Annotated in this window: 12 protein-coding genes and 1 pseudogene; 7 read left to right on the top strand and 6 right to left on the bottom strand. The window is 71.8% G+C overall.

Translation table 11 applies throughout. The features are described 5' to 3' along the window. Positions 1 to 104: 104 nt before the first annotated feature. From A3Q37_RS06145 to A3Q37_RS35420, 3 genes and pseudogenes are all read left to right on the top strand, one after another. The gene (locus tag A3Q37_RS06145) at positions 105 to 1,139 is read left to right on the top strand and encodes an adenosine deaminase (protein WP_065478594.1); all 1,035 of its coding nucleotides are present in this window, start codon (positions 105 to 107) and stop codon (positions 1,137 to 1,139) included. 22 nt (positions 1,140 to 1,161) lie between these two features. Further along, positions 1,162 to 1,875, top strand: coding sequence for a glycerophosphodiester phosphodiesterase (locus tag A3Q37_RS06140; RefSeq protein ID WP_065478591.1), 714 nt, complete (start codon positions 1,162 to 1,164; stop codon positions 1,873 to 1,875). A gap of 132 nt (positions 1,876 to 2,007) precedes the next feature. Continuing rightward, positions 2,008 to 2,223 (top strand): annotated as a pseudogene (locus A3Q37_RS35420) (SAM-dependent methyltransferase); the annotation flags it as partial. A gap of 83 nt (positions 2,224 to 2,306) precedes the next feature. On the opposite strand, the gene A3Q37_RS06135 reads toward A3Q37_RS35420, so the two are convergent. The 3 genes from A3Q37_RS06135 to A3Q37_RS06125 form a co-directional block, all read right to left on the bottom strand. Then, the gene (locus A3Q37_RS06135; protein WP_065478589.1) at positions 2,307 to 2,846 is read right to left on the bottom strand and encodes a hypothetical protein; all 540 of its coding nucleotides are present in this window, start codon (positions 2,844 to 2,846) and stop codon (positions 2,307 to 2,309) included. 54 nt (positions 2,847 to 2,900) lie between these two features. After that, a complete protein-coding gene (locus A3Q37_RS06130) occupies positions 2,901 to 4,064 on the bottom strand; it encodes a spermidine/putrescine ABC transporter substrate-binding protein (protein WP_065478586.1) in 1,164 nt (387 codons plus the stop codon). A 170-nt stretch (positions 4,065 to 4,234) separates the two neighbouring features. Continuing rightward, on the bottom strand, positions 4,235 to 5,674 hold the full coding sequence (locus A3Q37_RS06125) for a gamma-aminobutyraldehyde dehydrogenase (protein WP_065478583.1): 1,440 nt from the start codon (positions 5,672 to 5,674) through the stop codon (positions 4,235 to 4,237). Positions 5,675 to 5,851: 177 nt separating this feature from the next. Here A3Q37_RS06125 and A3Q37_RS06120 point away from each other — a divergent pair, with 177 nt between their 5' ends. The 4 genes from A3Q37_RS06120 to A3Q37_RS06105 all read left to right on the top strand — a co-directional run bounded on the left by A3Q37_RS06120 (position 5,852) and on the right by A3Q37_RS06105 (position 9,799). Beyond that, positions 5,852 to 6,343 (top strand): Lrp/AsnC family transcriptional regulator, encoded by a 492-nt coding sequence (locus A3Q37_RS06120; RefSeq protein WP_012378816.1) that lies wholly within the window; start codon positions 5,852 to 5,854, stop codon positions 6,341 to 6,343. Then, positions 6,328 to 7,707: an aspartate aminotransferase family protein gene (locus A3Q37_RS06115; RefSeq protein ID WP_079137677.1), complete on the top strand. Its 1,380-nt coding sequence runs from the start codon at positions 6,328 to 6,330 to the stop codon at positions 7,705 to 7,707. Before A3Q37_RS06120 ends, A3Q37_RS06115 begins: the two co-directional genes overlap by 16 nt. A 215-nt stretch (positions 7,708 to 7,922) precedes the next feature. Next, positions 7,923 to 8,660 (top strand): ABC transporter ATP-binding protein, encoded by a 738-nt coding sequence (locus A3Q37_RS06110; protein ID WP_065478738.1) that lies wholly within the window; start codon positions 7,923 to 7,925, stop codon positions 8,658 to 8,660. Next, a complete protein-coding gene (locus A3Q37_RS06105) occupies positions 8,642 to 9,799 on the top strand; it encodes a hypothetical protein (protein WP_065478578.1) in 1,158 nt (385 codons plus the stop codon). Before A3Q37_RS06110 ends, A3Q37_RS06105 begins: the two co-directional genes overlap by 19 nt. A 1-nt stretch (position 9,800) precedes the next feature. Here A3Q37_RS06105 and A3Q37_RS06100 read toward each other — a convergent pair whose 3' ends face one another. From A3Q37_RS06100 to A3Q37_RS06090, 3 genes are all read right to left on the bottom strand, one after another. After that, positions 9,801 to 10,256, bottom strand: a complete 456-nt coding sequence (locus tag A3Q37_RS06100; protein ID WP_065478568.1) for an SRPBCC domain-containing protein — start codon at positions 10,254 to 10,256, stop codon at positions 9,801 to 9,803. A 126-nt stretch (positions 10,257 to 10,382) separates the two neighbouring features. Next, positions 10,383 to 11,612: a glycosyltransferase family 4 protein gene (locus tag A3Q37_RS06095; RefSeq protein WP_065478565.1), complete on the bottom strand. Its 1,230-nt coding sequence runs from the start codon at positions 11,610 to 11,612 to the stop codon at positions 10,383 to 10,385. Further along, positions 11,609 to 12,811, bottom strand: a complete 1,203-nt coding sequence (locus tag A3Q37_RS06090) for a hypothetical protein (RefSeq protein WP_065478561.1) — start codon at positions 12,809 to 12,811, stop codon at positions 11,609 to 11,611. The genes A3Q37_RS06095 and A3Q37_RS06090 overlap by 4 nt, the downstream gene beginning before the upstream one ends. Positions 12,812 to 12,943 lie beyond the last annotated feature (132 nt).

Raw genomic sequence — 12,943 nt, 5'->3', positions numbered from 1 at the left:
GTCCCGTCATGCTACGGCCAGGCCTGACGGGCCCGGACGCCGCCTGCGATGATCGGTGCGGCCGGTACGCCCGGCCGATGTCACGCCGAACCGGGAGATTTCCGATGACCGATCCGCACCCCTTCATCGCCGGGCTGCCCAAGGCCGAGCTCCATGTCCACCACGTCGGGTCGGCCTCGCCCCGGATCGTCGCCGAGCTGGCCGCCCGCCACCCGGACTCCAAGGTCCCCACGGATCCGGAGGCGCTGGCGGACTACTTCACCTTCACCGACTTCGCGCACTTCATCGAGGTCTATCTGTCGGTGGTGGACCTCGTCCGCACCCCCGAGGACGTCCGGCTGCTGACCTTCGAGGTGGCGCGGGACATGGCCCGGCAGAACATCCGGTACGCGGAGCTGACCGTGACCCCGTTCAGCTCGACCCGCCGGGGCATCCCCGAGGTCGGGTTCATGGAGGCCATCGAGGACGCCCGCAAGGCCGCGGAGGCCGAACTGGGCGTGGTCCTGCGCTGGTGCTTCGACATCCCGGGCGAGGCAGGGCTCCAGGCGGCCGAGGAGACCGCCCGGCTCGCGGTGGAGCGGCGGCCCGACGGGCTCGTCTCGTTCGGTCTGGGCGGGCCGGAGATCGGGGTGGAGCGCCCGCAGTTCAAGCCCTACTTCGACCGGGCCATCGCCGAGGGCCTGCACTCGGTGCCGCACGCCGGGGAGACCACCGGGCCGCAGACGGTCTGGGACGCGCTGACCGCGCTGCGCGCCGAGCGCATCGGGCACGGCACCAGCTCCGTGCAGGACCCGAAGCTGCTGGAGCACCTGGCCGAGCACCGGATCGCCCTGGAGGTCTGCCCGACGTCGAACATCGCCACCCGCGCGGTCACCGACATCGAGCGGCACCCGATCCGCGAGATGGTCCAGGCGGGGGTGCTGGTGACGGTCAACAGCGACGACCCGCCGATGTTCGGCACCGACCTCAACAACGAGTACACGGTGGCGGCCCGGCTGCTGGAGCTGGACGAGCGCGGTATCGCGGACCTCGCGAAGAACGCCGTGGAGGCCTCGTTCCTGGACCCGGCGGGCAAGCGGAAGCTGGCCGAGGAGATCGACACGTACACGACGAACTGGCTCCGGGCCCCCGGCCGCTGATCCCGGTCGTCACAATGGCCTCATGGCCGACACCGTCTCCCGCGTCACCGCCGTCGCGCACCGCGGCGATCCCTACCTCGCCCGCGAGAACACACTGCCCTCGATCCGCTCCGCCCTCGAACGGGGGGCGGACGCGGTCGAGATCGACGTACGGGTGACCCGCGACGGGGTGCCCGTGCTGCTGCACGACGCGACGCTGGAGCGGCTGTGGGGCCACGACCGGCGGCTGGACCGGATCGACCACGCGGAGCTGAAGGAGCTGACCGGCGGCGGGGTGCCCACGCTCCGCGAGGCGCTGCTCGCCGCCGGGGCGCACCGGGTGATGGTGGATCTGCCCGGCTCCACGGACGCCTCGGTGAAGAAGATCGTGGGGACGGTCCGCGAGTGCGGGGCGGGCGAGCGGGCGTACTACTGCGCGAACACGGACGCGATGCTGCGGGTGCGCGCCGCCGACCCGTCCGCCGAGATCGCCCTGACCTGGACCACGCTGGCCCCGCCGCGCCCGGAGCTGCTGGCCGCGGTGAAGCCGCGCTGGCTGAACTACCGGTTCGGCCTGATCAGCCGGGAGCTGGCGGACCGGGCGCACCGGGACGGGCTGCTCGTCTCCGCGTGGACGGCCGACACGAAGCGCACGATGCGCCGGCTGATCGAGCGGGGCGTCGACTCGATCACCACCAACCGGATCGACACGCTCCACCGGCTGCTCGCCAACTCGCCCGGGCGCGGGGGCTCTTGATCGGTCCGGCATGACGGAGGGCCTCGCGAGGGCCCGCAAGAACCCCAGGACCACGCAAGGGCCCGCACCGCCCGCCGCCGCACCCACCCCACGCGGCACGCGGGCCCCTCCGCCACCGAGGAGCCAGCCGTCATGGCCCCCAGGACCAGCCCGCAGGCAGCCCCCGCCCGGATACGTTCCGACGTCGCGCACAACGCGCGGGTGTGGAACTACTGGCTGGGCGGCAAGGACAACTACCCGGTGGACCGGGCGGTGGGCGACCAGGTCACCGGGATGTATCCGAGCATCGGTGAAGTGGCCCGCACGGACCGGGCGTTCCTCGGCCGGGCGGTGCGCCATCTGGCGGGAACGCCACCCCGCCGATCACCGCCCGCAGCCGGGAGGAGTTCGCCTCGTTCCTGGACGGTCTGGAGATCCTGGAGCCGTGAGGCTCAGGCGCTCGCCGCGGGGACGGGTGCGGCCGCTGCCGTCTGCTCCAGCGCCTCCAGCCGCTTGATCATGCGGCGGACGATCAGCAGCGGGATGACGCCGAAGACCCCGAAGGACATGTCGATCACGCTCCACCAGAACGGGATCCCGCGGATCGGGCCGCAGATCAGGGCGAGCGGGATGATCCCGGCGCAGGCGATCATGCCGAACTCGATGACCCAGATGTTGCGGACCGGGTCGCGGTAGGGGCCGTAGAAGGCGACCGCGATGACCAGGTGGGCAAAGGCCAGCCAGTCGGTGCCGTACAGCATGAAGGGCTGCTCGCGGTCGATGGTGTCGAGCCCTTCGCTGACCCGGGTGATCCACTCCATCAGACCGGGGAAGTGCTCGGGGACCGGGGAGGCGGAGGCGCTCAGCAGCTCCTGTGTCCAGCGGAGTTCGGTGACGAGCGGGAAGGCCGTGAGCCCGCTCAGCACCAGACAGACGATGAAGAAGACCAGCCACCTGCGTATCCCCCGTGTGAGGGCCTGTCTTTCGCTCATATCCGCAGCGTACGCCCGGGTTTACCGCCCCTTTACGGCACCCCTGTCACCGCTTCACAAGCCGACGATGGAGTTCCACTTCTTGGCGAAGTCCATCCGCTCCTCGGAGGTGATGTCGCGGGCGATGGCGAGCCGTTGGCGCATCGCGTCGTCGGGGAAGATCAGCGGGTCCTCGGCGAGTGCGGCCGTCTCCTCGTCCTTGGAGGAGGCGAGGACGTCACGGGCGGCGGGGACCGGGCAGACGTAGTTGACCCAGGTGGCGAGTTCGGCGGCGACCTCGGGTTCGTAGTAGTAGTCCACCAGGCGTTCGGCGTTGCGCTTGTGGCGGGCGAGGTTGGGGATCATCAGGGACTCGGCCCACAGTTCGGCGCCCTCCTCGGGGACGACGAACTCGATGTCCGGGTTGTCGGCCTGGAGCTGGATGACGTCACCGGAGTAGGCCTGGCAGGCGAGCACATCGCCGGTGGCGAGGTCCTTGATGTAGTCGTTGCCGGTGAAGCGGCGGATGTGCTTGGAGCGGACCCGCTTCTCGGTCTGCTCGCAGATCTCGTGGAAGTCGTCGGCCGTCCAACGGGTGATGTCGACGCCGTTGCCCTGCATCAGCAGCGCGAACGACTCGTCGAGCCCGGAGAGCAGGGTGACCCGGCCGCGCAGGTCGTCGGCCCACAGGTCGCCTGTGGACCGGATCTCGCGGCCGAGCTTCTTGCGGTTGTACGCGATGCCGGTGATGCCGGACTGCCAGGGGACGCTGTGGCGACGCCCCTCGTCGAAGGCGGGCGAACGCAGTTGCGGGTCGAGGTACTTGGCGACGTTGGGCTGCTTGGCCCGGTCCATCTCCTGGACCCAGCCGAGCCGGACGAAACGGGCGGCCATCCAGTCGCTGATGACGATCAGGTCCCGGCCGGTCTGCTGGTGGTTCATCAGCGCGGGGCTGATCTTCCCGAAGAACTCGTCGTTGTCGTTGATCTCCTCGGTGTACGTCACGGAGATCCCGGTCCGCTTCGAGAAGGCGTTCAGCGTGGGCCGCTTGGACTCGTCCTCGTCGTCGGTGTCGATGTAGAGGGGCCAGTTGGCGAAGTTCAGGGTGTGGTCGGTGGCCGAACTGTCGTGCCCGGCACGGTCCCCCGGCTCGACGAAGGCCGCGGGCACCCCGCAGCCGGCCAGCGTGGCACCGGCCGCTCCGGCCCCGAGGGCGCGCAGCAGGGACCGGCGGGACATGGGGTTCTTCCTGATCGCTCGCACCCGCGCAGAATGCCGGTCGGCGCCCGCGCGGACAATGGACCAAGCGTCCAGCGCGGCGGGCCCGCCCCGCACACCTTGTCCAGCGCACACGGAGACGGCCCCGGGCCGGAGCCCGGGGCCGTACGACCGTGACGACGATCCGAGGATCAGTCCTCGATGGACGTCATGACGTGCTTGATGCGGGTGTAGTCCTCGAAGCCGTACGCCGAGAGGTCCTTGCCGTAGCCGGACTTCTTGAACCCGCCGTGCGGCATCTCGGCGACCAGCGGGATGTGGGTGTTGATCCACACGCAGCCGAAGTCGAGGTTCTTGGACATGCGCATGGCGCGGGCGTGGTTCTGCGTCCAGACCGAGGAGGCGAGCGCGTACTCGACGCCGTTGGCGTACGTGACGGCCTGGTCCTCGTCGGTGAAGGACTGGACGGTGATGACGGGGCCGAAGACCTCGCTCTGGATGATCTCGTCGTCCTGCTTGAGGCCGGAGACGACGGTCGGGGCGTAGAAGTAGCCCTTGTCGCCGACCCGGTGGCCGCCCGCCTCGACCTTGGCGTGGGCGGGGAGCCGCTCGATGAAGCCGCTGACCTGCTTGAGCTGGTTGGCGTTGTTGAGCGGGCCGTACGCCGCGTCCTCGTCGTCCGGCTGCCCGGTCTTCGTGTCGGCGGCGGCCTTGGCGAGCGCGGTGACGAACTCGTCGTGGATCGACTCGTGGACCAGGACGCGGGTGGCGGCCGTACAGTCCTGGCCGGCGTTGAAGAAGCCCGCCTCGGAGACGCCCGAGACCGTCTTGGCGATGTCGGCGTCCTCGAAGACCACGACGGGCGCCTTGCCGCCGAGCTCCAGGTGGACGCGCTTGACGTCCTTGGCGGCGGACTCGGCGACCTGCATGCCGGCCCGTACCGAACCGGTGATGGAGGCCATCGCCGGGGTCGGGTGCTCGACCATGGCACGGCCGGTGTCCCGGTCGCCGCACAGGACGTTGAAGACGCCCTTGGGCAGGATCTGCCCGATGATCTCGGCCATGAGGACCGTCGACGCCGGGGTGGTGTCGGACGGCTTGATGACGACCGTGTTGCCCGCGGCGAGCGCCGGGGCGAACTTCCACACGGCCATCATCATCGGGTAGTTCCACGGCGCGACCTGGGCGCAGACGCCGACCGGCTCGCGGCGGACGATGGAGGTCAGGCCCTCCATGTACTCGCCGGCCGAGCGGCCCTCCAGGAGGCGGGCGGCCCCCGCGAAGAAGCGGATCTGGTCCACCATCGGCGGGATCTCTTCGCTGCGGGTGAGGCCGATCGGCTTGCCGGTGTTCTCCGACTCGGCGGCGATGAGGTCCTCGGCCCGCTCCTCGAACGCGTCCGCGATCTTGAGCAGGGCCTTCTGGCGCTCGGCGGGCGTGGTGTCGCGCCAGGCGGGGAAGGCCGCCGCTGCGGCCTCCATGGCGGCATCGACGTCGGCCTGGCCCGAGAGCGGCGAGGTTGCGTAGACCTCTTCCGTCACCGGGCTGACCACATCGATGGTCCGCCCGTCCGCGGCGTCCCGGAACTCTCCGTTGATGTAGTTGCGCAGACGGCGCACCTCGGTGGTCACAACCACCCCTCCTGTCGGCTGTCCGATGGGTGAGACATCCACCCTAGTCGCTTCGGTGACGCTTTCGACATACCCAACCGCCCTCAACTTCGGATTCAGTCGACTCTGAGCACTCTCTCAACGAATTTCATCGATCTGGGGTTGCGAGACAGACGAGGAGCGGTGCATGGTGGGTGCGTGGCCAGTCGCAGCGCAGACTCCAGGACAGGGAACGGATCACCGCCGGCGGTCGATGCCGTCTCCCTCGCAATCATCGAGCAGCTCCAGGAGGACGGACGGCGTCCGTACGCCGCGATCGGCAAGGCCGTCGGCCTGTCCGAAGCGGCCGTGCGCCAGCGCGTCCAGAAGCTGCTCGACCAGGGCGTGATGCAGATCGTCGCCGTCACGGACCCGCTCACCGTGGGATTCCGGCGGCAGGCGATGGTCGGCATCAATGTCGAGGGCGACCTCGATCCGGTGGCCGAAGCCCTGTCGGCCATGGCCGAGTGCGAGTACGTGGTCATGACCGCGGGCTCCTTCGACCTGATGGTGGAGATCGTCTGCGAGGACGACGACCACCTGCTGGAGACGATCAACAAACGCATCCGGACCCTTCCCGGCGTGCGCTCCACCGAGAGCTTTGTTTACCTCAAGCTCAAGAAGCAGACCTATATGTGGGGAACCCGATAGCCGTGAGCAAGGACCTCAGCCGAACCGCGTACGACCACCTGTGGATGCACTTCACCCGCATGTCGGACTACGAGAACGCGCCCGTTCCCACCATCGTGCGTGGCGAGGGAACGTACATCTTCGACGACAAGGGCAAGCGCTACCTGGACGGCCTCTCCGGCCTGTTCGTGGTCAACGCCGGTCACGGTCGTCACGAGCTCGCCGAGACGGCGTACAAGCAGGGCCAGGAGCTCGCCTTCTTCCCGGTGTGGTCCTACGCCCACCCGAAGGCCGTCGAGCTGGCCGAGCGGCTCGCCGACTACGCCCCGGGCGACCTCAACAAGGTCTTCTTCACCACCGGTGGCGGCGAGGCCGTCGAGACCGCCTGGAAGCTGGCCAAGCAGTACTTCAAGCTCAAGGGCCGGCCGACCAAGTACAAGGTCATCTCGCGTGCGGTCGCCTACCACGGCACCCCGCAGGGCGCGCTGTCCATCACCGGGCTCCCGGCCCTCAAGGCCCCCTTCGAGCCGCTGGTCCCCGGCGCGCACAAGGTGCCGAACACCAACATCTACCGCGCCCCGCTCTTCGGCGACGACCCGGAGGCCTTCGGCCGCTGGGCCGCCGACCAGATCGAGCAGGAGATCCTGTTCGAGGGCCCCGAGACCGTCGCGGCCGTCTTCCTGGAGCCCGTGCAGAACGCGGGCGGCTGTTTCCCGCCGCCGCCCGGCTACTTCCAGCGGGTCCGCGAGATCTGCGACAAGTACGACGTGCTGCTCGTCTCCGACGAGGTCATCTGCGCCTTCGGCCGGCTCGGCACGATCTTCGCCTGCGACAAGTTCGGCTACGTGCCGGACATGATCACCTGCGCGAAGGGCATGACCTCGGGCTACTCCCCGATCGGCGCCTGCATCGTCTCGGACCGGATCGCGGAGCCGTTCTACGAGGGCGGCAACACCTTCCTGCACGGCTACACCTTCGGCGGCCACCCGGTCTCCGCGGCCGTGGGCCTCGCCAACCTCGACATCTTCGAGCGCGAGAACCTCAACCAGCACGTCCTCGACAACGAGAACGCCTTCCTGACGACGCTCCAGAAGCTGCACGACCTGCCGATCGTCGGCGACGTCCGCGGCAACGGGTACTTCTACGGCATCGAGCTGGTGAAGGACAAGGCGACCAAGGAGACGTTCACCGACGAGGAGACCGAGCGCGTCCTGTACGGCTTCCTCTCCAAGGCGCTGTTCGAGAACGGCCTCTACTGCCGGGCCGACGACCGTGGCGACCCGGTCATCCAGCTCGCCCCGCCGCTGATCTCCGACCAGTCCACGTTCGACGAGATCGAGGGCATCCTGCGGACCGTCCTCACGGAGGCGTGGACCAAGCTCTGACCGCCACCAGGTCCCCCGGTCGATAGCCGCCCAGCGGTCATTTCATCGGCCCACGCGGCCCGGATACGCCCCTTCGAGTGAGAAGGGGGTATCCGGGCCGCGTGCCGTGCTCCCGGACCGGTCCGACTATCTACGGTGCCCAGTGACCGATCGGCCGCGTCTTCGTTCCCCCGTACGGGGGAACGGGAAATCTGACCTGAACCGAGGTGTACGCCATGGTGGCCCCGCCGGACAACGATGTGATCTGGGCGCGTTCACTGCACCACTCCCACAACGGATCGCCCGGTCTCGGCGGTGTCTCCATCGGCGTCCGGGACGCGGAGATCCTCGCCGTGACCGGCCCGCGCGGCAGCGGGAAGACGACGCTGCTGCACTGTCTCTCGGGCCGGCTGGTGCCCCAGGAGGGCGAGGTCTGGTTCAACAGCGTCCCCGTCCACACCATGGCCCCCCGGGTCCGCGAACAGCTGCGCCGGGAACGCTTCGGCTGGATCGCCGCCGACCCGGAGCTGGTCCCGGAGCTGACCGTCTGGGAGAACACCGCGCTGCCCCTGCTGCTGCGCGGTGTGTCGCACCGGGCCGCCAGGAAGGCCGCCACCGAATGGCTGGAGCGCCTGGACATCGCCGCGTTCGCCAAGAAGCGGCCGCACGCCCTGCTCCAGGCGCAGCGCCAGCGGATCTCCGTGGCCCGCGCCCTGTGCGGCGCACCGACCGTGATCTTCGCGGACGAGCCCACCGCGACCCTGCACCGCGCGGACCGCTCCCAGGTGCTGCGCACGTTCACCACGGCGGCCCGCTCGCACGGCATCACCGTCGTGCTGGCCACCCATGACGCGGAGGTCGCGGCGCTCGCCGACCGGACCGTGCCCCTGCTGGACGGCCGCCGCGTCGCCACCGTCACCCTGCCTTCGAAACCGGAAGCGGAGGGCCGCGCGGCGTGCTCGCTCTCCGTCTAGCCCGCGGTTCCCATCCCCTCGTCCTGGTCCGGCGGCTGCTGGTGGCCGCCGCGTCGGCCGGTGTCGGATTCCTCCTCCTGTGCGCCCTCGGGTACGCCGCCGCGCACCCCGCGTCCGCCGGTTCGGTGCTGCGGCTGCTGTGGTGCTTCGTGCCGCTGGCCGCCACCGTGCAGTTCGCCGTGGCGGTGGCCCGGACCGACCCGAGCACCCGGCCCCGGCCGGGCCTCTCCTCGCTGGGCCTCGGCCCGGTCCGGCTGTCCGCGCTGGCCGCGGTCTCCACGGCCGTGTCGACCACCCTCGGCTCGATGGTGGCGCTGTTGTTCTTCCTGCATCTGCGCGGCGATCTGACCGGGATGCCGTTCGACGGGGACGCGGCGGAGTTCCTCGGCGCGGGCACCCCGCTGCCGCTGGCCGCCGCCCTGATGCTGCTGGCGCTCGTGCCGGTGGCCGCGTCGACGGCGAGCGCGCTGGCGCTGCGGTCGCGGCCCGACCCGGCCCGGGACACCTTCGGCTCCGAGGAGCTGCCGGAGCCCGCACCGGCCCCGGCCGGGCTCCCCTGGGGCGTGGCGCTGACGGCGGCCGGACTCGCGGTCGAGGCGATCGCCTCGCGGGGTGCGGCGGGGAACGCGTTCCCGCTGCCCGGACGGTACGACTCCACTCCGGTGGCGGTCCTGATCGGGTGGACGCTGACCGCGGTCGGCCTGGCGCTGGCCGGACCGAGCCTGACGTATCTGTGCGGCCGGGCCTTGCAGTCGGTGCGCCCCGGGGCCGTACGGCTGCTGGCGGGCCGGGTCCTGATGGACGAGGCACGCCGGATCGGCCGCCCGCTCGGCATCGTCTGCGCGGTGGTGTCCGCGGCGGTCGCCGCTTCGGCGCTGTACGGGGGCGATCAGCGCCCGTACGGTCCGCTCACCGCACTCGGCGCGGTGCTGGTCCTCGGCTGTACGACGGCGACGCTGCTGACGTCGGCGCTGGAGGCCAAGCACGCCCGCGCCCATACGGCGGAGGCGCTGCTCAGGATGGGCGCCCCGGCGGCCACGCTGCGCCGGGCGACGCTGCTGCGGGCGGGCGCGCTGCTGGCCCTGTTCGCCCCGCTGACCTGGGTGATCGCGCAGCTCGCGGCGCTTCCGCTGGCGTAGTTCAGGGGTGAGCGGCGAGGCGGTCGGCGAGGGTGTCGAAGAAGGCCTCCCAGCCGTCCTCGGCCGCCGCGTACTGCTCGGGGGTGAGGTTCCCGCCGCGCTGCTGGAAGGCCAGTTCGGTCCGGCCGCCCCCGAGGTCGCTGAAGGTGACGGTCACGGTCTCGCCCTCGGCGTCCTCGGGGGCGGAGCCGTCCTTCAGCGTGAAGACCAGCCCGTCGGGTTCGCTGACCTCGCGGTAGACCCCGTGGAAGGGCATCTCGACGCCCGGCATCACGATGACCAGGCTCCACGAGCCCCCGGGCCGTACGTCCATCGCCACCCGGTCCAGGGGGACGTCCGCCTGGCCCCCGTACCAGGCGGCGAAGTCCTCCGGTGACGTCCAGGCGGCGAAGACCCGCTGCTGCGGGGCGTCGAGGACGCGGGTGAGGTCGATGCCCTCGCGGGTGCCACCGGTCATGGTTCACGGTCCTTCGTCGCTGTCACTGTCGCTGTCGCTGCCGTACGGGTACGGGGCTCCGGACCTCCAGCTTGCCGGGCCCTGGCCGCGCTGTCGCGGCGTACGGCACGCGCTCCGGCGGCGCGGTCAGGGCCGCAGCAGTCCGGCGAGGGTGGCGTACGCGCTCTCCCAGCCCCATGCCTCGCGGACCCACGCCCGGCCCTTCTCCCCCATCGCCGTGGCCGCCGCCCGGTCCCGCAGCAGCGCGACGAGCCGGTCCGCGACGGCGGCCGTATCGCGCCCGTCGACCAGGTACCCGGTCTCCCCGTCCCGTACGGTGTCGGGCGCGCCGCCCGAATCGCCGACGAGGACCGGCAGCCCGGCGGCCGCCGCTTCCAGGAAGACGATGCCGAGCCCCTCCACCTCCAGGCCGCGTCTGCGGGTGCGGCAGGGCATGGCGAAGACGTCGGCGGCCGCGTAGTGCTCCGGCATCTCCGGGTGCGGCCGTCCGCCGGCGAGGACCACCGCGTGCGCGACCCCGGTGTCGGCGGCGAGCCGGTGCAGGGTCCGGGCGTACGGTCCGTCGCCGGTCAGCAGGAGTACGGCGTCGGGCACCGAGCGCAGGACGGCGGGGAGGGCGCGGATCAGGGTGTCCTGCCCCTTGCGCGGGACGAGCCGCGCGGCACACAGGATCACGGGCCGCGCGCCGAGGCCGTACCGCCGGCGGACGCTGTTGCGCGCACTGGGGCGTACGCGCGCCCGGGGCGGTCCGCCGCCGTGTGCCCCTTCGCGTCCGCCGTCGCGCGCCGGATCCCGTACGGCTTCGCGCGCCCCGGGCCGTACGGCGAAGGCCTCCGCGTCCACGCCCGGTGCCAGGCGCACCATGCGGCGGGCGGCGGCCGGACCGAGCGCGGCGGCGATGGGCGCGCGGGTGGCCGCCCCCAGATAGGTCACCGCGTCCGTCCGCTCACCGATCCGCCGGAGCAGGGACCGGGCCCCCGGGGTACGGGCCCACCACACCTCGTGCCCGTGCGTCGTGGCGACGGCCCGCCGCACCCCGCTCTCCCGGCGCAGCCGGTCCGCCATGAGCCCGAGCGGGGCGGCGGCCCCGAACCAGACGCTGTCGCAGCCGTGGCGGCGGGCGAGTCCGGCGGCGCGGGCGGCGACGCGCGGGACGGGGAGCAGCATCCGGGCCGGGTCGCGGACCACGGGGTAGGGCAGGGCCGCGTCATGAACGGCCGCCCCGGGTTCGGCCGAGGTGTAGACGACGACGGCGTCCGTGGGGAACCGGTCGGTCATCGCCCGCACGAAGGTCTCGATGCCGCCCTGGCGCGGCGGGAAGTCGTTGGTCACCACGAGGGTGCGGCCGCCGGTCATCGGGACACCTGCTTCCGTACGCGTACGAGAAAGGGGGGCTGGTCGGGTGTCTGCCGGGCCGCCGCCCACGCCACGAGGACCAGCGGGTGCACCAGATAGCCGACCCGGCTCGCGGGCATGAACGCGATGGCCAGAAGCAGCCCGAGCGCGAGCCTCACCGCCGCGTCCGCCGTCGTCGCCGGGGGCCGGACGAGGAGGGAGAGGGCGATCAGGAGGGCGCTCACCCCGAGCAGCAGGAGGGCCAGGGTGCGGCCGCCGGGGACGTGGGTGGCCAGCAGATGGCCGGGGAGCGGGCTCGCGGCGGACGAGACCGCGTCGGTCAGCCCGAGCGGGAAGTCGACGACATGGGCCCGGAAGGCTCCCGGGTCGCGCAGTGCGACGGGAAGGACGAGGGCGGCGGCGGTGAGCAGGGCGACGATCCCGCAGCGCGCGGCAGCGCGGTCCGCCGTCCGGCCCGCTGACCGGGAGGCCGCCGCCAGCAGGGCCAGGGCCACCGGAATCGCGGGCCAGGCCGTCCACTTGAGGGCGGCGGCCGCGCCGAGCGCCAGCCCGGCCGCGCCCGCTCGTTCCCGTCCGGCCAGGGCGAGCCCGAGGCACATCAGCCCGGCCACCGGCAGATCGACGCCCCCGACCGCGAGCGGCAGCGCGACCAGCGGGCAGGCGGCGATCCACCGCAGCGGTGCGCTCCGGAACCCCGCCGGGAGGGCGAACGCGAGCGCGCCGAGGAACGCCGCGCCCATCCACAGCCGGGGGTCGGTGAGCGGGCCGGGCCCGGCCACGGCCTCCGGCAGACCGAAGACGGCCATGCCCGGGAGGTACGGGTTGAAGTCCTCCGGAACCATGGGCCGTTGGAGATACGGGGTTCCCTTGGCGAGCAGCAGCCCGGCCGACCGTGCGACCACCCGCACCTCCAACTGCGCCTGTTCCACGGCGAGAAGCCACAGCAGGGGCAGCAGCACCGCCCCGGCGACGGCGACCGCACCGGCCGTACGGGGGCTCCGCCCACGCGCGGCGAGCAGCGCGGCGGCCAGGTAGCCGAGCGCCGCCACGCTTCCCCAGACGCGGTGCGGGCCGAGCGAGGAGCAGACGGCGAGCCCGAGGGCGGCAGCCGCGCAGAGCGCCCACCAGCGGGCGCCGGAAGGGAGCGATGGCGGCTTTCCGCACTGGTCAGGAGGGGTGAGAGGCGTGGTCGTTGCCATGGATCCGAGGCTAGGAACGGGCCGTTCGCGGATCGTCACACCACCGTCCGGTCCTCGGGGTCAACCCGTGGCATGAGCCGGCGCGGGGAATTCCACCCGTGCTCCGATGTGCCGGACCTCGGCGGTGACGAA

This window comes from Streptomyces sp. PTY087I2 (assembly GCF_001687325.1).
Lineage (GTDB): Bacteria > Actinomycetota > Actinomycetes > Streptomycetales > Streptomycetaceae > Streptomyces.
This window is presented reverse-complemented; position numbering and strand designations above follow the sequence as displayed.

What these genes read in the sequence shown, in the direction of transcription:
- A3Q37_RS06130 (WP_065478586.1), bottom strand. Translation starts at nt 4,064, where the DNA reads ATGTCCCGCCGGTCCCTGCTGCGCGCCCTCGGGGCCGGAGCGGCCGGT.
- A3Q37_RS06135 (WP_065478589.1), bottom strand. Translation starts at nt 2,846, where the DNA reads ATGAGCGAAAGACAGGCCCTCACACGGGGGATACGCAGGTGGCTGGTC.
- A3Q37_RS06100 (WP_065478568.1), bottom strand. Translation starts at nt 10,256, where the DNA reads ATGACCGGTGGCACCCGCGAGGGCATCGACCTCACCCGCGTCCTCGAC.
- A3Q37_RS06140 (WP_065478591.1), top strand. Translation starts at nt 1,162, where the DNA reads ATGGCCGACACCGTCTCCCGCGTCACCGCCGTCGCGCACCGCGGCGAT.
- A3Q37_RS06110 (WP_065478738.1), top strand. Translation starts at nt 7,923, where the DNA reads ATGGTGGCCCCGCCGGACAACGATGTGATCTGGGCGCGTTCACTGCAC.
- A3Q37_RS06145 (WP_065478594.1), top strand. Translation starts at nt 105, where the DNA reads ATGACCGATCCGCACCCCTTCATCGCCGGGCTGCCCAAGGCCGAGCTC.
- A3Q37_RS06095 (WP_065478565.1), bottom strand. Translation starts at nt 11,612, where the DNA reads ATGACCGGCGGCCGCACCCTCGTGGTGACCAACGACTTCCCGCCGCGC.
- A3Q37_RS06090 (WP_065478561.1), bottom strand. Translation starts at nt 12,811, where the DNA reads ATGGCAACGACCACGCCTCTCACCCCTCCTGACCAGTGCGGAAAGCCG.